At 66.4% G+C, this 16711-nt stretch carries 21 protein-coding genes; 5 read left to right on the top strand and 16 right to left on the bottom strand.

Features of this window, described 5'->3' with window-relative positions; genetic code table 11:
* Positions 1 to 47 precede the first annotated feature (47 nt).
* Together HDA44_RS07530 and HDA44_RS07535 are read right to left on the bottom strand one after the other, a co-directional pair.
* On the bottom strand, positions 48 to 1856 hold the full coding sequence (locus HDA44_RS07530; RefSeq protein ID WP_202887247.1) for an ABC transporter transmembrane domain-containing protein: 1809 nt from the start codon (positions 1854 to 1856) through the stop codon (positions 48 to 50).
* A gap of 55 nt (positions 1857 to 1911) precedes the next feature.
* Positions 1912 to 2556 carry a GNAT family N-acetyltransferase gene (locus HDA44_RS07535; protein WP_184832452.1) on the bottom strand — a complete coding sequence of 215 codons (645 nt, stop codon included), beginning with the start codon at positions 2554 to 2556 and terminating at the stop codon, positions 1912 to 1914.
* Positions 2557 to 2679: 123 nt separating this feature from the next.
* Here HDA44_RS07535 and HDA44_RS07540 point away from each other — a divergent pair, with 123 nt between their 5' ends.
* The gene (locus HDA44_RS07540; RefSeq protein WP_184832454.1) at positions 2680 to 3195 is read left to right on the top strand and encodes a GNAT family N-acetyltransferase; all 516 of its coding nucleotides are present in this window, start codon (positions 2680 to 2682) and stop codon (positions 3193 to 3195) included.
* Between the two features lie 19 nt (positions 3196 to 3214).
* Here the strand turns inward: HDA44_RS07540 and HDA44_RS07545 are convergent, their stop codons facing one another.
* A complete protein-coding gene (locus HDA44_RS07545) occupies positions 3215 to 3607 on the bottom strand; it encodes a RidA family protein (protein ID WP_184832455.1) in 393 nt (130 codons plus the stop codon).
* Between the two features lie 83 nt (positions 3608 to 3690).
* Positions 3691 to 4446 (bottom strand): DinB family protein, encoded by a 756-nt coding sequence (locus HDA44_RS07550; RefSeq protein WP_184832456.1) that lies wholly within the window; start codon positions 4444 to 4446, stop codon positions 3691 to 3693.
* A 117-nt stretch (positions 4447 to 4563) separates the two neighbouring features.
* On the opposite strand from HDA44_RS07550, the gene HDA44_RS07555 reads away from it, so the two are divergent.
* Positions 4564 to 5127 carry a dihydrofolate reductase family protein gene (locus tag HDA44_RS07555; protein WP_184832457.1) on the top strand — a complete coding sequence of 188 codons (564 nt, stop codon included), beginning with the start codon at positions 4564 to 4566 and terminating at the stop codon, positions 5125 to 5127.
* A gap of 41 nt (positions 5128 to 5168) precedes the next feature.
* Here the strand turns inward: HDA44_RS07555 and HDA44_RS07560 are convergent, their stop codons facing one another.
* A complete protein-coding gene (locus HDA44_RS07560; protein ID WP_184832458.1) occupies positions 5169 to 6677 on the bottom strand; it encodes a class I tRNA ligase family protein in 1509 nt (502 codons plus the stop codon).
* Between the two features lie 202 nt (positions 6678 to 6879).
* Here HDA44_RS07560 and HDA44_RS07565 point away from each other — a divergent pair, with 202 nt between their 5' ends.
* Positions 6880 to 7419: a GNAT family N-acetyltransferase gene (locus tag HDA44_RS07565; RefSeq protein ID WP_184832459.1), complete on the top strand. Its 540-nt coding sequence runs from the start codon at positions 6880 to 6882 to the stop codon at positions 7417 to 7419.
* A gap of 87 nt (positions 7420 to 7506) precedes the next feature.
* Positions 7507 to 8253, top strand: coding sequence for a class I SAM-dependent methyltransferase (locus tag HDA44_RS07570; protein WP_184832460.1), 747 nt, complete (start codon positions 7507 to 7509; stop codon positions 8251 to 8253).
* A gap of 78 nt (positions 8254 to 8331) precedes the next feature.
* On the opposite strand, the gene HDA44_RS07575 is transcribed toward HDA44_RS07570, so the two are convergent.
* The 8 genes from HDA44_RS07575 to HDA44_RS07605 form a co-directional block, all read right to left on the bottom strand.
* Positions 8332 to 9072, bottom strand: coding sequence for a dienelactone hydrolase family protein (locus HDA44_RS07575; protein ID WP_184832462.1), 741 nt, complete (start codon positions 9070 to 9072; stop codon positions 8332 to 8334).
* A gap of 743 nt (positions 9073 to 9815) precedes the next feature.
* Complete coding sequence (locus HDA44_RS07580; protein WP_184832464.1) at positions 9816 to 10175, bottom strand: methyltransferase domain-containing protein; 360 nt, start codon at positions 10173 to 10175, stop codon at positions 9816 to 9818.
* A 194-nt stretch (positions 10176 to 10369) separates the two neighbouring features.
* Positions 10370 to 11548 carry a serine hydrolase domain-containing protein gene (locus tag HDA44_RS07585; RefSeq protein ID WP_184832466.1) on the bottom strand — a complete coding sequence of 393 codons (1179 nt, stop codon included), beginning with the start codon at positions 11546 to 11548 and terminating at the stop codon, positions 10370 to 10372.
* Positions 11549 to 11588: 40 nt separating this feature from the next.
* Positions 11589 to 11759, bottom strand: a complete 171-nt coding sequence (locus HDA44_RS38830; RefSeq protein WP_202887990.1) for a DUF3626 domain-containing protein — start codon at positions 11757 to 11759, stop codon at positions 11589 to 11591.
* Positions 11719 to 11928 (bottom strand): DUF3626 domain-containing protein, encoded by a 210-nt coding sequence (locus HDA44_RS38835; protein WP_202887251.1) that lies wholly within the window; start codon positions 11926 to 11928, stop codon positions 11719 to 11721. Before HDA44_RS38835 ends, HDA44_RS38830 begins: the two co-directional genes overlap by 41 nt.
* Positions 11929 to 12001: 73 nt before the next feature.
* Complete coding sequence (locus tag HDA44_RS07595) at positions 12002 to 12412, bottom strand: NUDIX domain-containing protein (RefSeq protein ID WP_184832468.1); 411 nt, start codon at positions 12410 to 12412, stop codon at positions 12002 to 12004.
* Positions 12412 to 12807, bottom strand: a complete 396-nt coding sequence (locus tag HDA44_RS07600; protein ID WP_184832471.1) for a tautomerase family protein — start codon at positions 12805 to 12807, stop codon at positions 12412 to 12414. The genes HDA44_RS07595 and HDA44_RS07600 overlap by 1 nt, the downstream gene beginning before the upstream one ends.
* A gap of 35 nt (positions 12808 to 12842) precedes the next feature.
* Positions 12843 to 13682: a phosphotransferase gene (locus tag HDA44_RS07605; RefSeq protein WP_184832473.1), complete on the bottom strand. Its 840-nt coding sequence runs from the start codon at positions 13680 to 13682 to the stop codon at positions 12843 to 12845.
* Positions 13683 to 13755: 73 nt separating this feature from the next.
* Here HDA44_RS07605 and HDA44_RS07610 point away from each other — a divergent pair, with 73 nt between their 5' ends.
* Entirely contained in the window at positions 13756 to 14730 is a 975-nt protein-coding gene (locus HDA44_RS07610) for an aldo/keto reductase (protein ID WP_184832475.1), read from the top strand.
* On the opposite strand, the gene HDA44_RS07615 is transcribed toward HDA44_RS07610, so the two are convergent.
* The 3 genes from HDA44_RS07615 to HDA44_RS07625 all read right to left on the bottom strand — a co-directional run bounded on the left by HDA44_RS07615 (position 14720) and on the right by HDA44_RS07625 (position 16645).
* Positions 14720 to 15274, bottom strand: coding sequence for an isochorismatase family protein (locus HDA44_RS07615; RefSeq protein WP_184832477.1), 555 nt, complete (start codon positions 15272 to 15274; stop codon positions 14720 to 14722). The genes HDA44_RS07610 and HDA44_RS07615 overlap by 11 nt on opposite strands.
* Before the next feature lie 110 nt (positions 15275 to 15384).
* Entirely contained in the window at positions 15385 to 15675 is a 291-nt protein-coding gene (locus HDA44_RS07620) for a DUF1905 domain-containing protein (protein ID WP_184832479.1), read from the bottom strand.
* A gap of 22 nt (positions 15676 to 15697) precedes the next feature.
* Positions 15698 to 16645 (bottom strand): helix-turn-helix transcriptional regulator, encoded by a 948-nt coding sequence (locus HDA44_RS07625; protein WP_184832481.1) that lies wholly within the window; start codon positions 16643 to 16645, stop codon positions 15698 to 15700.
* Between the last annotated feature and the right edge of the window lie 66 nt (positions 16646 to 16711).

A 16711-nucleotide genomic window follows, 5' to 3' on the forward strand; every position in this document is an offset into this window, starting at 1 on the left:
GTCGTCCAAACGGACTTCAGCCGCCGAAGTGACACGCGGTCGACTGCTCATTGGTCGTCCTGGGCGCGCGAGACGAGGTCGCGGTAGTGGGTGTCGCTGTGCAGGAGGTCTGCGTGGGTGCCGACTGACGACACCTGTCCGTCGAGCAGGACGATGACCTCGTCGGCACGGTCCAGTACGAGCGGTGAGGTGGTCGTGATCACGGTGGTCGTGCCGTGCCTGGCCGCGCGGAGTCGGTCGATCATGGCGGCTTCGGTGTTCGCGTCGACGGCGGAGGTTGGGTCGATCGCGAGAAGAACGTCGGGGGAGGCATACACGGCGCGGGCGAGGCGGATCCGTTGCCGTTGGCCACCAGACAGGTCGCTCCCGCCCGCGGCGAGCTGAGTATCCAGTCCGGCGGGCAGTGCCTCGACGATGTCCTCGGCGACGGCGCCGCGGAGGGCAGCGTGAATCCGGTGATCGTCGGGCTTGAGGCGCCCGGCGACGATGTCACGGACCGAGCCGGCGAACAGCTCGGCATCGTTGTCAGCGACAACCAGTCGCCCCCTGAGCTCACCACGATCAGTCACCGCAAGCGGCACACCGCCCCAACTCGAACCCTCCCCACAACCCACCGCCCCTCGCGGTGCAGCACCCGCCGTTGTGTGCGGGGACGGTTCGAGTCGGCCGAGGCGTTCGATCACTGTGATTGCGTCCGCCGTACGCGCCGCGACCAGAGCGGTCAGCAAGCCTGGGCGGACGGTCACCCCGGAGAGCGGGTCAGCCAACGGACCGCAGCCGACCGGGATCGGTAGCGGATCACTCGGTCGGTGCGCGACCGGAAGATTGAGCAAGCCGATGATGCGGCGCCCGGCGACCCGGGCTCGCGCGATCTGACCGCCCGCCTCGATGAAGAACACGACTGGCAGGACCAGCACCGCGACATACCCGTACACGGCGACAACATCGCCGATCGTGATCGCGCCACTCGCCGCCATCCGCGCCGACAACCACACCACCGCGGCCAGAAACAACGCCGGCAACCCGGTCGACAACGCCCCGACCCAACTGGTCGGCCCCGCGACTCGATACCCATGCCCGACCAGCGCCTGCGATTGCTGCTCGTACCGTTCGGCGACGAGCTTCTTCCCGCCAAGACCGTTGAGTAGGCGAAGGCCGCCAAGTACATCGACCAGCCGCGTCGTCAGCTGACCTTGGTGGACGCGATACGTGCCGCCCGTCCGCTCGATGCGCTGCAGGAATGGACCGACCGCGATCGCCAGCAAAGGTACGCCGACCAGGACCATTACGGCGAGCAGCGGTGAGATCGTGAAGAGCACGACGGCGATGACGACGTACGCGACAGCCGCACCGACGCCCGGACCGGTCACTGTGAGCGCCTGCGCGACGATCTGTACGTCCGACATGCCGACGGTCACGACCTCGCCGGCGCTGACCCGGCGCGCCAGCGACGCGCCCAGCCGGGACGTGTGCCAAACCGTCGCGCGGACCGAGCGGAACGACGCGTCCATCCGGATCTTCGTCATGGTGCGGTGCCGGCTGATACCGAGGAGGGCATTCAGTACGCCGATCGCGAGGAGGAGCAGCGCCCAGCCGATGAGGGCCGAGGTGTCGCGGTGGACCAGGCCTTGATCGACGGCGCGAGAGAGCACCCATGGTGGGATGGTGAGGCCGACCATCCACGACGTACCCAGGAACGCGCCGAGACAGACGCGGCGGGCTTGGGACTTGGTCAGCCAGTAGAGATAGCGAAGTGGGCCGGCCAGATCACGTGGAGTGGGTGGGCTCCAGGTCTCGGCGGTTCGGTCCAGCCAGGCGCGCATCGACCACTTGCGTGGGGATGCGTCGCTGACCATGCCGCAGATCCTGTCAGGTCGTCCGGACAGTTTCCTACAGTGGGGGAGTGGGGTGTCAGATCAGCGGGAGGAAGGCGTGGCAGGCTTCAATGTTGTGGAGTTGAATGTCGTCTCGGCGGTGCTTCTCCCACGTGGATCTGGTCAGGCGCCAGCGGTTCAGCAGGACCGGTTCGCCTTGCCGGGTGGCCCAGTCGGCGCCGTTGGGTTCGTAGCCGAGGTTGCGTGAGATCGCGTTCGAGCCCTGGTTGTCCACGAAGGCGTCGCTGGTGGCTTCCTTCGCGCCGAGACCTTCGAACGCGAGGTGCAGCATCGCCGTACGCATCTCCTGCCCGTACCCACGACCGCGATGATCTGAGGACAGCCACGAGAAGGACGTGACCGTACCGAAGGTGGCGAATTCGACTCCCCAGACGTCCTGCATGCCGATCGGTTCGCCGTCGACCATCACGACGAAGTACAGCCGCCATTTCTCGGCCTCGACCGTGCCGCGCCCGCGCCACATCGACCGCAACCACTTCGCGACCCGAAGATCAGGATCGGGCTCGTAGAACGAGATCGGGTCGTCGTACGGCGAGGGTTCCGCGTGCATCTTGCCGGCCCGCACCACGCCGGACAGCCGATCCAGCAACTCGTCGGTCGCCGCATGCAACGACAGCACCGGCGTACTGACCCGCACTTTGAACAATGGATAGCTGTCCATGCCACCGACTTTCTGCCGTAAGTTTCCGCGAACGGCGGCCGACGATACCGGCCGGCTTCTCGGCGGGCGACCGATTTCCAATTGGCTCGCTTCCGCGTGGGTCGATCTGCCAGGCTGCGACGTATGCCTGAGATCGTGGTGCCGTTGACGATCCGCCCGCTGACCCACGACGACCTGCCGGCGATGGCCTGGTACGGCCCGCCAACTGCCCTCGCGGCCGTGGCCGAGGCGATCGATCGCGCTCACCGCGGCGAGGTCGACTACCTGGCAGTCTGCCCACCTTCCGGCCGGCCGGTCGCCGTCGGAGGCGCCGACTACACGAAGCCGCCTGGTGCCGCGACGATCTGGCAGCTGTCGGTCCTGGAATCGCTCCAGTCCTGCGGGATCGGCACGCTGCTGATTCACGCCTTGGAAGACCGAATCCGCGCCCGCGGGCTCCGCTGGGCCGAGCTCGGCGTCGACATCAACGCTGCCCGGCCGCAGGTCCTGTACGAACGTCTGGGCTACACCGTCAGCGGGTCCGAAACGGCGTCCTGGAACCAGGAATCCGCGGACGGAACCGTCAGTTTGTACGAAACTCAGGTCACGCTACTGCGCAAAGATCTCCAGGCCGTACCCGAGGCGCCGGGGGAGTCGTGACACCTTGTCTGCCCTGGTGTCAGATGACTGCGGTGGCCTCCACCTCGATCAGCTGCTCGGGGCGGGCGAGGGCGGCTACGCCGATCATCACGTCGACCGGCTTGTGGTCGCCGAACACTTCGTAGCGGGCTTCCTGGACGATCGGCTGATGTTCGCGGACGTACCCGACGAGGTAGATCCCGAGCCGGGTGACCTGGTCGGGCCGGGCGCCCGCGGCGGCCAGCGCGCGACCCAGGTTCGCGAACGTCAACCGTGCTTGGACCGCGAGATCGCCCGGGCCGACCAGGTTGCCCTGCAGATCCTCGGGCTCCTGCCCGGCGATGAACACCAGCTTGGTACCGGTCGCGATCGCCACGTGGCTGTACATCGTGGGCGTCGGCAGATCACTCGGATTCAGCAACTCGACGGTCATGCCAGCACTCTACGACCGCGCGAGTGCAGTCGATCAGGGCCGTCATTGCAGCATGGTGCGGTCGGCGCGGTCGGTGTAGTCGGTCAGGTGCGGGCCTCGAGTACGGCGAGGTCGCGGACCGCGTACCGGTGGTGCTCGGCCTCTTCCTTCAGCACCACCTTCAGGCAGCGGCGCACAACGTACTCCTGATCCGGATACGGCTCCGCCGGTTTGCGGCCGCAGACCCGATCGAGCTCCGCCTCGGTGAGCCCGTCGACGACACGCCGCATCGTGGCCATCCGGGCCGACCGTGGCGCGAGTACCTCGTCCAACGTCGGCGTCGCGTCGAGGGTGAGCCCGAGTTTGTCCGAGTCCTCGCGCGGCATCCCGCCGTACGGGAAACCCAGCGGATGGTACGGAGCGTCCTCCTCCAGCACCGCGTTGCCGAGCCAGGCGTCGCTGGCCAGCAGCAAGTGCCGTTGCGTCTCGACGAACGACCACTCGCCGTCGACCTGCTCGTACACCTTGGGCTCAGGCAGCAGCCTGGCCCGGTCAAACGTCGCCTGCCACATCGTCTCGATGGCGTCCCAAGCAGCCCGGTAGTCATCGACGCTCACGGCATTACGCGCCAGTACGCGCGTCGGGGCCTGCCGGTCGAGCTCAGCCTCCACGTACGCGGTCACGTCGACGTCGTTGACGACAACCCGCTCAAAGGCGCCACCGACGTACACATCGCTCCCGTAGCAGTCGACGACCTTCAGCCCACTGACCTCACAATCGCGAACCTCTAACCCGGCAAGGTCGGACGTCTGGATCCGCGCACCACGGAACTGGTCACTCGCTACATATTCTGAAGGCACCCAGAGAGTCTCCCGCAGCCCACCGACAGAAACCACAACCGTCGACCACGGCCGAAACGTGTGACCGCTCAGTCGATCTGTAGGATGCCGAGACCGGCTCTCGGGGAGGCTGACGTCGTGCGGAAACTGACCTTCGCCATGAACGTGAGCCTGGACGGCTACGTCGCCGCGCCAGGCGGCGACCTCGGCTGGAGCGTGCCGAGCGACGAACTGTTCCAGTTTTGGTCCGACCGGGTCGGCGCGACCGGCCTGGCGCTGTACGGGCGGAAACTGTGGGAGACGATGAGCTCCCACTGGCCGACCGCCGACCGGCAACCTGGCGCCACGCCGGCGGAGGTCGAGTACGCCCAACGCTGGCGATCCATGCCGAAGGTGGTGTTCTCCTCGACGACCAGCGCCGTCGACTGGAACACCCGCCTGACCACCGGTGACGCGATCAGCGAGATCAACCGCCTCAAAGCCGAGGAGGGCGGCCCGATGGACATCGGTGGCGCCACCCTCGCCGCGACCGCGATGCGCGCCGGCCTGATCGACGAGTACGTACTGGCCACCGTGCCGGTCCTCGTCGGCGGCGGCACCCCGTTCTTCACGACCCTGGACAACTGGGTGAACCTGAACCTCGTCGAGACCCGAACGTTCCCCGGCGGCGTCCTCCTAACCAGATACGAAACCAAACGCTGACCGACGCCGGAATCGGCTTGGCTCGGCTTGCGCCGTCGGGCTTAGGTGAGGCGGGCGAAGATTGGGTTGGGAGGCGCGACACGTTCGCCGTCGCCTAGCTGTGTCGAGAGCCGCGCGGCGCCGGCTGGGCAGAACGGTGTCAACTCCGTGGCGATCGTGCGGCAGGCCTGCGCGACGCGGCTGAGGAGCCGGTGGATGAGGTGCTGGTGGATGAGGTGCTGGTGGTTCCTGAGCACCTTCCAGGGCTCCGCCGCGTTCAGTAGCTGATTGGCAAGGTTGACAGCGGCAACCAAGTGCGCGGTTCCCGACCGGAAGTCCGCGGTGCTGAGTGCCGCATCGATGCTCGACGGCAGCGCGGCGCAGGCACCATCCAGATCGGCGCTGTCCCAGGTCGGCCCGATCACGGGTAGGTCGTCGAGGTGCAGCCGGCCCCCGTAGTACTTGTGCAACAGAGTCACGGTGCGATTGGCGAGGTTGCCGAGTCCGTTGGCAAGGTCAGTGTTGTACGCCTGGATCAGGCGCGCGGCAGTGAACTCGGTGTCGCCGAGGAGCGGCACTTCGCGGGTGATCCACCAACGGACGGCATCCGTGCCGTAGGCGTCGACCAGGCCGACGGGATCGACGACGTTGCCGGTGCTCTTGGACAGCTTGGCGCCGCCCACATTGACGTAGTCGTGTACGTGGATGGTGGTCGGGAGCGGCAGTCCGGCCGAGAGCAGCAGCCCGATCCAGTACACGGCGTGGAACCGGGTGATGCCCTTGCCGATCACGTGCACGCGTTCGCCGGCGCCCGCCCACCAGTACTGGAAGTCCTCGCCAGGCTGGTCGACGCCGAGTGCGGTGATGTAGTTGGTGAGGGCATCCCACCAGACGTAGATCACCTGACTGGGGTCGTGGGGGACAGGGATGCCCCAACCACCCGCGCGGGCAGCTGGGCGGGAGACGCTGAAGTCCTGCAGCCCCCTGTCGAGGAGCGCGAGGACCTCGTTGCGCTTCTGCGGCGGGTTGATCGTCAGAGCTCCGGTGGTGATCGCGTGCTTGATCTGATCGCGATAGCGGGTGAGGCGGAAGAACCAGTTCGTCTCAGTCACTCGCTCCAGCTCGGTACCGTGTTCCGGGCAGACGCCACCGATCAATGCGTCCGGCTCGTAGAACTGCTCGCACCCGACGCAGTACAGGCCCGTGTAGGTGTGCTGGTAGAAGTCGCCGGCGTCGGCGCAGCGCTGCCACAAGTACTCGACGCCGGGGCGATGTCGCGGGTCCGATGAGGTACGGATGTAGTCGTCGCAACTCAGATCGAGCAGCCCCTGAAGCGCCTGGAAGCGGTCGGCAGCACGATCGACGAAAGCGGCGACCGGCGTACCGGCGTTCCGGGCGGCGAGGACGTTCTTCAGCGCGTGATCATCAGTACCCGACAGGAATCGGACCGGCCGCCCGCGAAGCCGTTGATGGCGAGCAAGCACGTCCGCCTGCACAAACTCGAGCGCATGACCAAGATGCGGCGCCGCGTTCACGTACGGGATAGCGGTGGTGATGTAGTACGGGTTCACAGGTGGGTGTCCTTCCCTGTCAGATCGGCAGGGCCCCACACCACGTCGAGCCCACTACCACGGGGCTCGACCGGCGAGTTCAACGCACGACGAGAAGCCCCACAAAGGGGCCCATCATTCGCCGCACACTCAGCATAGACACAAACCCTACGTCCACTTCCGACCTCCGGCCACTTCGTTTGCAACAGGTACGGTCGGCCAGGTGATCGAACTCAGACCTCTGACCGCGGCAGACGCGGAAGCCCACTGCGCGGGGGAGGACAAACACACCGTCCGCTGGCTAACCGGAGGCTACGGCGACGTCAAAGGCACCATAGAGTTCTTCAACTGGCTCGCCGGCAACGCCGCCGCGGGGGCAGGCAAACGCGGCTTCGGAATCTGGAAGTCCGAGGGCGGCGCCGGCGCGGTTCCTACCGTCCCGGCGCGACTCTGCGGATACATCGACTACACCCCAGATCTCGACGACGGACTCGACCCCGACGACGTGGCGCTCGCCTACGCCGTACACCCCTGGGCCCGCGGCCAAGGCATCGCACCGGAGGCCGTCCGGCTGATCTGCGACGTCCTCCGTACCGACAAAACCGGGACGCGCGCCGCCATCCGGGTCGAACCGGAGAACTCGGCATCGATCCGCGTAGCGCAGAAGGCCGGCTTCAGATACGTCCGGGACTTCCCATCCAACCGAGACACCCACCCAGACGGCACACCAACCACGTTCAGCCTGTACTTACTGGACCTGTAGTGCGAAGTGACAGGCACGGGAAATTGAGCAGCCGGGAGGTAGCGCCCGGACAGTGGTGTTGCTTCGGGCCTGGCAGACTGGTTTGGCATGACCTCTGAGTCGCAGACCGCCGAGCAGCAACCGGATCACTACGACGGCTTCGGCGAAGCGTACGCACGGGAGAACGAGAATGGTCTGTTCAACCGGTGGTACGCGCGGCCGGCGGTGCTGGACCTGCTGGGTGACGTTGCCGGGCGGCGGATCTTGGACGCGGGCTGCGGTTCAGGGCCGCTCGTCGCGGACCTGAAGGAGCGCGGAGCGAGCGCCGCCGGGTTCGACGCGAGCCCTGCGATGATCCGGCTCGCCCGGGAGCGGCTCGGCGACGACGCCGACCTGAAGGTTGCCGACCTGACCCAGCCGCTTCCGTACGACAACGAGGCCTTCGACGACGCGTTGGCCATGCTCGTGCTGCACTACCTCGAAGACTGGTCGGGCCCGCTGACCGAGCTGCGCCGGGTACTGAAGCCTGGCGGTCGGTTGATCGTGGTAGTCAACCACCCGGTCATCCCACCGGTGATGTACCCCGAGGTCGACTACTTCGCGACCGTACCGAACGAAGAGGACTACGACTTCGACGGCGTCTCCGCAACCCTCACGATCTGGTACCGCTCACTGAGCGCAATGTCCGATTCGTTCACCGCCGCAGGCTTCAGGATCTCCGCAATCAGCGAGCCGCCGGTATCACCAGACACACCACCCGAGCTGCTGCCTCCCAGCGAAACCGACCCCACCCGCTTCCTCGGCTTCATCTTCTTCACCCTCGAGGCAGTTCCTGCTTCCACGCCTGTCAGCTGAGCCGAATTACTCCGCGTGGGATCAGCGGAAGGTACGGCGATAGGTGTTCGGGGGTACGCCGACGATGGCGGCTCGGCCTCACTTCAGGTGTCGGTCGAAGAACTGGGCCGCGACGTCTCCCGCGAACTGCGGGACGCCGGCGTGCCCGCCCATATTGGCGTGCAGGGACTTCTCCTTGGAGCCGAAGGCGTCGAACAGGTCCAGGGCCGCTTGCCGGTCGTTCCCTTCGTCGTCCCACTGCAGCAGGACGTGCAGCGGAATGGTGACCTGACGGGCCTCCTCGAACATGACGCGAGGCACGAAACTCCCGGCGAACAGAACGGCGGCCGCGATGCGCGGTTCGACCACCGCCAGCCGGATGCCGATGGAGATCACTCCACCCGAGTATCCGACCGGGCCGCCGATCTCAGGCAGCGAAAGGAGGGCGTCCAGGGCGGCCTGCCATTCCGGAACCGCCTCGTCGACCAGCGGGAGGACGAGGGCGTCGACGATCTCGTCGCTGACCGGCTCATTGGCCTCCATCTCGCGGCGCAGGTCGGCGTGGGCCCGCGCGGCAGCGGCCCGACGGGGCCGGTCGCCGCTTCCGGGGAGCTCGATGGTGGCCGTGGCGAAACCCTCCGCCGCGGCGTGCCGGGCTCGGGCCACCAGCCGGGGGTACATCTTGCTCAACCCGAGCGTAGGGTGGCCGAGCAGGATCAGCGGCGCCGGTGCGGATGCAGATGCAGATGTGGTCATCCACAGGATGCCGGGGATCTCGCCGAGGATGAATCCACGCTCGATGACGCCGTCGTCGAGACGCTGCTCAGAAGTGAATTGCATGGTCGTGCCTTTCGGGAGTGCTCAGAGCGGCGCTCCCGGACGCCTGTCTATCGTCCGACCGTGACCCCGCAGGGGAGCACCCACATCAATACTGCGTTCACGGGTACCACCTCCTCGTTGTCTCCCACGGCCTACGGCAAAGGTAGCTGTGGTCACCGTGGTCCGCCAAGATGTTTGCCGAGTCAGGGGTGTGGCGTCGATCGTGGCAGGGGAGTAGCCGAGCACCTCGGCCAGGATCCCGACGGTGCACGCTTGGTGAGCTCGTACAGCGTGCCAAGTCCGCGGCGCGTGACCTGGGCGATTCGTCAGGTATTAGGTCAAGGATGCGGCGGGATCTGAGCCTGGGTGCTCGTCATCGGCGAGAGGTCAGCGGCGGTTGGCCGCGCCTTGGCGTGAAGCTCAACAGTCCTGGCTGTAGCCGGCTGGTGCACTGCGCCGCAGCGCCGATAAGGGACATTATGTCAACTAGTGGCTGTGAGGAGGTAGGTAGCGGGCAGGTTTTGTGCTTGCTCCCCTAGGGCCGGGTACGTCTCTAGGGCCGAGGATTCCTGGAGTGAGTGGATGGCCGGCGGTGAGGACTGCGGTGACCACGCTGACGATGCTCCAGACGAAGCTGTGGTGTGGGACATCGGGTGTGCCGATTGTCCGGGTGATCTCCGGGGCTTTCAGCGGGTCCACGTATCCGTCGCGGTTCTTGCCGAAGTAGTCGTCGCTGACTGTGAGCGCGCCTTCTCCGCGTACTGTCAGGATCTGTAGATCAGGTCGAACCCGGTCACCTCCGGGTCCAGGGTCATCATGTCCTGCCGGATGAAGTTGACATTCACAGCCAACGCCTCGGCCTTGGATCGGCCGGTTGCCAGGTGTGGATGGGCAATGTCTACAGCGGTTACCTCCGCGCCGTGCAGTGCGAAGGACAGCGCCTCGTCGCCAACTGAACACGCCAGGTGGAGTACGCGGCGGCCGCGCAGCTCCCCCGCGGCTGCCATCTCTTCGTCTGTCAGTGCATTACCGCCGTCCAGGAAGAATTCAACTGGCTCGGCGTGGCGATGGGGTGCCAGCAGTTCCCAGTACGCGCTGTTCTGAACTACAACCTTGTCGGGCACAACAGGGAAGATACTCGGTTGCGGGGTGGTTTGGCGTGGTCTGACGAAATGGTGCTTGAGTGGCATCATCAGCGGACCTGGGTTCGGGATGGGGCGCTGGGGTGGGAGCGGGAGGAAATCGATTGGGTGCGCCGGAATCGGGATCTCATCGCCGCTCCCCTGGGTCGCCAGATGAGACTTGGTCTCCTGGGTCGCTAGATTGGGCCGAGGACTGTTTCGCGTTCCTGGGTGATTATGGCGGGGATGTCCAGGTCGTAATTGCAGAGGATTACGCCGATCCAGTTGGTGTCTCGGTAGATTGTCCAGTTGGTGTTGCCGCCGGCGATTCCACCGCCGTGGCTGGTCAGGCGTTGGTCAGCGGTGATTCCGGCGAGTGGGCCGTACGCCGCGAATTGGTGACCTTTGGGTGGCGGTCCGCCGTTCAGTGGTGATTGTGGGTATTTCGCGCTCAGATAGACCTCGGTGTACGCGGCGCTCAGCAAGGTTCCGGGGCGGGCCAGGGCCTGGGCGAATTTGAGCAGGTCGGGAGCACTGGAGAATCCCCCACCGCCGCCCGACCCCAGGAATGCTCGCGCCGCGTTGGTTCCCTGGCCGCCGTTCAGTACGGCACCGGCGTCGAGATTGCGTACGCCGTCGACGCGCGTGCCGTCGGACTGGTAGATGTACGGGTGCGCGATCCGCCGATTGGTCAGCCAATCGGGTCGCGTGTAGTACGCGGAACTCGTCATGCCGGCCGGCCGGAAGATGTTTCGGCGTACGTACTCGTGGAATGCCTGACCGCTGATCTTCTCGACGAGTTCACCCAGGATCGAGAATCCGGTGCTGCTGTACGAATGTTGACTGCCTGGCGTGAATTGTGGAGTCGCCAGGCGATTCCGAGAATTGTGGTACGCCGTTTCCTCGGCGATGCTGTTGGTGACGTGCTTGATGTCGCCGGAGTCGGGGAAATTTGCCAGACCGGAGGTGTGGGTGAGTAATTGGTGAATCGTCACTTGAGCGGTGGCGGCTGGGTAACCGTCCAGGTATTTGCCGATCGTGTCGGTGAAGCGGAGGCGGTTCTGCGCGGCCAGCTGGACGATCGCCAGGCCGGTGAATGGTTTCGCGGCGGAGGCGAGGTTGTAGATGGTGTCGATCCGGTTCGGGATTCGACGTTCTTTGTCTGCCATTCCGTACGCTCGGGCGAGTACGGGGCGGCCGTGGTGGGTGAGCAGTACGGTGCCGGAGAACTTGTCCTTTGCGGCGAGGTCTTTGAGGTAGCGGTCGTAGTTGCCGGCCGCGGTTGACGGGCTGGCGTTCGCGGACAACAGGTTCGTGGTGGCGAGCGGGATGGCGCCGAGCAGACCGAGCGCCGTACGCCGTGTTGTCGAAGTCATGCGGATGATGCAACCGGAGGCGGCGTTTCCTTGCTGTTTCTCAGCTGGTACGCCCGAGGCAGTGCCCGACGGGGGTGCCGGCGAAGGACGGGTCCAGGACAACGGCGGCCACGTCGGTGTCGAGGCGTACTGGACCGTGGATGTGCGCTTCGATGTAGTCGTCCAGGTCGTCAGCTGTCGCCTCGTCCCCCGCGCGACATAGCTCCGTCAGGCTGGATTGATCGCTGACGTCGGTCGCTGCACGCGCCCTGGAATGCTGTCAGTCCCCCGTTGGAAATGCCGGTGGTGAATTGCGACCGATAGAAGCCGTCTGTTGCCATTGAATCGATCACCGTTTCACCCTTGTGTGGCCAGTTCGGGTGGAAATGCAGGGTGATCATGGGAAGGGGCCGGTGGTGGTGTTGGTTGGGGTGATGGTTAGGTGGCGGAGGGTGTTGTCGTGGCGGCCGGTTTTTAGCCAGTGGGGTAGGACGTAGCGGGCGCTGGGCGGCATTCCAGGGTGGCTGGGTCGAGGGTCAGGTCGAACCAGCGCAACTCCCCCTCGGCGCATTCCGCTGGGATGGGGGCGTTGGGGTGGAGGTCGGCGGTGAAGTAGTACGTGGTGCGGAGTTCGGTGCCGGTGTCGCGGAGGGCTACGTACCGCATCGAGAGGTTGGTCAGTTGGTCGGGCGTGACCCCGATCTCCTCGTGTAGCTCGCGTAGGGCCGCGGCAGTCGGGTCGGTGTGTTCGTGCGGTTCGACGTGGCCGCCGATGCCCACCCACGAGTCGGCGATCACGCGGGAGCCGCGGCGGAAGAGCAGCAGTACTCCCCCGGCGCGGACGAGGAACACGGACGTCATGTGCCGGGTCGAACGGAGTCCCATCAGACGGTGATGGTGAAGCCGAGGTCGAGATCGCAGGCCGCGTGACCGCCGCGCAGGCCCCAGTTCTCGGTGGCGAGGTCCCGGACGACGATCGTGACGTGGTCGGCCGGGATGTTCAACGGCTGCAGATTGTCGACAATCGCTGCGTACAGGGCGCGCTTGGCGTCGACCGAACGACCGGCGAAGCAGTCGATGGTGACGAGCGTGAAGTACTCCGGCGTACTCAACCGTGGCGAGCAGGCGAACCGGTGTGGTGCGTGCACGACCAGCCGTACGTTCTTGTCCTGTGCCGGGATCTTGAAGGCGGTCACCAGCGCGTCATGAACCGCGTCGATCAGTGCGACCTCCTCTGCCTCGGTGTACGGACGACGAACCTCGATGAGCGAACTCGGCATGACGCATCCTTCCGTGATCGAGCCGGCGTGACGGCTCACTGGCGAATTGTGGCGAGGGCCTCGGCGATCATGCGGTGGCCTTGTTGTTCGAAGGTTTCGTCGCCGACCTGGTACGCCCAGACCGCGGTACTCACCGCCTCGCGAAGACGCGTGCGCACCCAGGCATCCGGGTCACGCGGGTCCTTGCCGTACCCCTCGATAAACGCCGGCTCGAGCGCGGGCTTGGTGCGGAACTGTTGCGCGGCGAGCCGGGCCAGGTCCGTGTACGCGGGGCGCAGGTCGGCGCGGCCGAGGTCGATGACGCGTACGGTGCCGTGGTCGATCAGCCAGTTGCGCGGCTGCCAGTCGCCGTGCGTCGGTACGAGGGTCGCGGGCGGCGTCGGCCAGGCGGTGATGATCACGCGAAGCCGTTCGGTGAGATCCGGTGCGATGCGGTGCTTGGCAGCGAGGTAGGTCAGCGCTTTGCCGTTCTCGACCGTCTCGTACTCGGCGTCGTCCACGGCTGATTGCTGGTGGAACGCGGCGAGTAGTTCGCCGGCCTGGTAGTACGTGTCGGCTGTCCACTCGTACGGCGAACCCTGAACCAGCTGCCCCGGCAGGTAGCGGGTGAGCAGCAGCTTGGCGTCCGCGTCGGCATGTACGAGCTGCGGCCCCCTCCCCTGCGCGGTCCACGGACGCAGCCACTCGCGATGGGCGCGGAGTTCGCGGGCGAGGTGATGGTCGGTTTCGTCGCCGGCCTTCGCGATGTACCGGTCGCCGCCCTGGCGAAGCTCGAGGACGAGGGTGCCGAGGACGCCCCAGCTGTGGTCCTTGACGACCTCGGCGGACGGCAGCCAGCTGGCGAGCAGCTCGCGCTGCCGATCGGTGAGTCCCACGGGCAGCAGAATAGCCGCAGAAAATACCCGGGAAAAGCTGGACGAAGGTCCGAAATGGCTTTATCCTGGCCGAATGCAGAATTCACAGGAATATGCGCCGTTACCAATAAACCTATCATCGGGAATTGCGGAAAGCAAGTCCGGGGAATTCTGGCGGCTCGGGGAGGTCGAGGTCCGGCGGATCGGCTTCGGCACGAAGCGCCTGGCCGGCGGAGCCTCCAGGCCCGACGGCACCGACGGCACCGACGGCCCAGGCGGTGCAGCAGGCAGCGATCCGCAGCAACGGGCGGTCGCGTTGCTGCGGCGGGCGGTCGAGCTGGGCGTGAACCATCTCGACACGGCCGCGTTCTACCCCAGTCACGGGCGGCACGGTCAGACGAGCTTCGAGAGTCTCGGCTGGGCGAACGACGTGATCCGGCGGGCGCTCGCCCCGTACCCGACGGGGCTGGTGATCGCGACAAAGGTCGGCCCGACGGCGCACGGAATGGCCCGCCCGGACGAATTGCCGGGTCTTGTGGACGACGAGTTGCGCGTACTCGGCGTGGAGGCGCTTGACCTGGTGTACCTGCGGCAAATGGGATTGCCGTCGATCGCGGAACATTTCGGCGTACTCGCGGAACTGCGTACGCGGGGAAAGATCCGCGAGCTCGGGATCTCGAACGTCCGCGTCGAGCACCTGGCCGAAGCGCGGGCGATCGCGCCGGTGGTCGCGGTGCAGAACCGGTACGGCGTTGGGTTCGGGCGGACGAATGACGAGATGCTGCGGCTCTGTGGCGCGGCCGGGATCGCGTTCGTGCCGTTCTTCGCGCTGGCCGCCGAGGCGCGGGAGGCCGGTGGGGTGACCGAGTCGGCGGCGATTCTGGAGATCGCCGAGCGGCACGCGGCGACGACGGCTCAGATCCGGTTGGCGTGGACGTTGAGCCGTGGCGATCATGTGCTCGCGATTCCGGGCACCTCCAGTACGCACCACCTTGAGGAGAACTTGAAGGCAGGCGAGATCGCGCTCTCCCCCGCGGACCTCGCCACGCTGGACAGCATCACCGACTGAAGGTCACCTCGTCGGTGGTTTGGACGCCGGCCTTGCGGTCAGGGGCGCGGTGGTACTGCCAGTAGAGGTTGGTGTGGGCGATCACCTTGTCGGGCGTCGGGGCGCCGTACTCGCTCAGGTCCTCCGTGGTGTGCGCGTCGCCGACCAGGGTCACGTCGTAGCCGCGGGCGATCGCGCCGTGCAAGGTTGAGCGGATGCACTCGTCGGTCTGGGCGCCGCTGACGATCAGGTGACTGACGCCGGCCAGGGAAAGGACCTCTTCCAGATCGGTGGCTTCGAAGGAATCGGGGTAGGTCTTGTGGACGAGCCGCTCCGGCTCCTCGCGGGTGAGCTCCGGGACGAACTGCCACTCGTCGCTGTTCATGGGCAGGTTCTCACTGGAGTGCTGGACCCAGACGACCGGTACGTTGCCGGCGCGCGCCTTGCCGACCAAGGTGGCAATGTTCGCGACCACGCGGTCGCGCTCGTGTGCGCCGGCGACGACACCGTTCTGGACGTCGACCACCAACAGAGCTGTGTTCGGCCGATCGGGCAACGTGGACATGTACCGCTCCTCCCAGACTCCGGATGTTGGCGAAGACGCTATCCCCACCCACCGACAGTTTCCGGCCGCCCTGAACCCGCTCTGCCAACCGGCGCCGGATCAGACCCTGATCAGACCCGCAAGCGCAAGCGAACAGTCGGTACGTCGCCGTCGTCGAGGTCCTCGGCCCGGCGAACCGCCGCCTTCACCGGCAGCAGGTACCGCCCGTCCTTCGGAAACATCGAGGTGTCCCACACACTCCCGCCGATCTCTGCGACCACCGGGATCATCCCCCAGCCGTAACTGACGACGTTCCCTTCCAGCTCGAAGTACGCGCACTCCTCGTCCGGCACGGTGATGAAATACCACGGCGCCGGCCCCCGCCAGTACCAGATCTCCCCGGAAAACACGACCTCGTTCATCGTCCAACGGTCGCACAGAACGTCAGATCAGGGTGCTGGCGGCTATTAGGCGTTGGCCGAGGGTTTGGGCGGCGGTCTGGAGTTCGGGGCCGGCGAGGATTCGGTAGGGGGCGTGGAGGGCGGTCAGTTGGGCGGCGTACCAGTCTGGTTCGTCGGTGCTGGCCAAGAGGCGGGTGTGGGTGGCGTCGATGGGTTCGAGGCGGCCCATGCTGCGGCGGATCCAGTGGGCGACCTCATCCAGCGGGGCGTCGATTTCTACCTCGATGGGGTACTTCCAGCCCATCGCGAGGTGTTCTTCGACGACGGCCAGCGCGTCCAGGTCGGGTGGGGTGGTGAACTCGGCGGCCTGCGGTTCGACCTTGGTGATCTTGTCGACGCGGAGCACGCGTTGGGCGTCCTTGGTGTGCGACCAGCACAGCAAGTACCAGCGGCCGCGGCGTACGACGACCGCCCACGGGTCGACGTCCATCGGCCACTCGTCGTGGTGCCGGCGGTAGTGGATGGTGATCCGGTGGCCGGCCGTGCTTTCGGCGACGAGGGCGGCGGTGATCTCGGGGTCGGGCGTACGCGCGCCGGGATCCGGGCCGCGGGCACTGACCCGGCGGATCGCGTCCGTGGAGCGGGCGATCGGCTCGGGCAGTACGCGGATGATCTTGCCGAGCGCGTTCTCGACCGGGTCGGCGGCGCCGCGTGGTCCTTCGAGGACCGCCATCACCAGGCCGAGCGCTTCGGTTGTACTGAACATCAGTGGCGGCAATCGCAGCCCGCGGCCGACGCGGTACCCGCCGTACGGGCCGCGCATCGACTCGATCGGGATGTCGGCTTCGCGGAGGATCGCGACGTACCGGCGGGCGGCGCGTTCGGAGACGCCGAGCTTGTCGCTGAGCTGGTCGGCGGTGATGCCGGGGGTGTTCTGGATCAGCTCGAGCACCATCAGGGTCCGCGCGGTCGGGCTCTCGTCGTACTTCATCGCTCACCATTCCGGAAGGCGTCCGTCCGGAACCAAGGCTAGCGTGCATAGATAAGTGCTCACCGG

Source organism: Kribbella solani (assembly GCF_014205295.1).
Classification (GTDB): Bacteria; Actinomycetota; Actinomycetes; order Propionibacteriales; family Kribbellaceae; genus Kribbella; species Kribbella solani.

Bases quoted from the DNA above. Each gene is read 5' to 3' on its own strand.
- HDA44_RS07530 (WP_202887247.1), bottom strand. From the start codon at position 1,856: ATGGTCAGCGACGCATCCCCACGCAAGTGGTCGATGCGCGCCTGGCTG.
- HDA44_RS07570 (WP_184832460.1), top strand. From the start codon at position 7,507: ATGACCTCTGAGTCGCAGACCGCCGAGCAGCAACCGGATCACTACGAC.
- HDA44_RS07600 (WP_184832471.1), bottom strand. From the start codon at position 12,807: ATGCCGAGTTCGCTCATCGAGGTTCGTCGTCCGTACACCGAGGCAGAG.
- HDA44_RS07625 (WP_184832481.1), bottom strand. From the start codon at position 16,645: ATGAAGTACGACGAGAGCCCGACCGCGCGGACCCTGATGGTGCTCGAG.
- HDA44_RS38835 (WP_202887251.1), bottom strand. From the start codon at position 11,928: ATGATCACCCTGCATTTCCACCCGAACTGGCCACACAAGGGTGAAACG.
- HDA44_RS07620 (WP_184832479.1), bottom strand. From the start codon at position 15,675: ATGAACGAGGTCGTGTTTTCCGGGGAGATCTGGTACTGGCGGGGGCCG.
- HDA44_RS07615 (WP_184832477.1), bottom strand. From the start codon at position 15,274: ATGTCCACGTTGCCCGATCGGCCGAACACAGCTCTGTTGGTGGTCGAC.
- HDA44_RS07585 (WP_184832466.1), bottom strand. From the start codon at position 11,548: ATGACTTCGACAACACGGCGTACGGCGCTCGGTCTGCTCGGCGCCATC.
- HDA44_RS07540 (WP_184832454.1), top strand. From the start codon at position 2,680: ATGCCTGAGATCGTGGTGCCGTTGACGATCCGCCCGCTGACCCACGAC.
- HDA44_RS07610 (WP_184832475.1), top strand. From the start codon at position 13,756: ATGCAGAATTCACAGGAATATGCGCCGTTACCAATAAACCTATCATCG.
- HDA44_RS07545 (WP_184832455.1), bottom strand. From the start codon at position 3,607: ATGACCGTCGAGTTGCTGAATCCGAGTGATCTGCCGACGCCCACGATG.
- HDA44_RS07535 (WP_184832452.1), bottom strand. From the start codon at position 2,556: ATGGACAGCTATCCATTGTTCAAAGTGCGGGTCAGTACGCCGGTGCTG.
- HDA44_RS07575 (WP_184832462.1), bottom strand. From the start codon at position 9,072: ATGCAATTCACTTCTGAGCAGCGTCTCGACGACGGCGTCATCGAGCGT.
- HDA44_RS07595 (WP_184832468.1), bottom strand. From the start codon at position 12,412: ATGGGACTCCGTTCGACCCGGCACATGACGTCCGTGTTCCTCGTCCGC.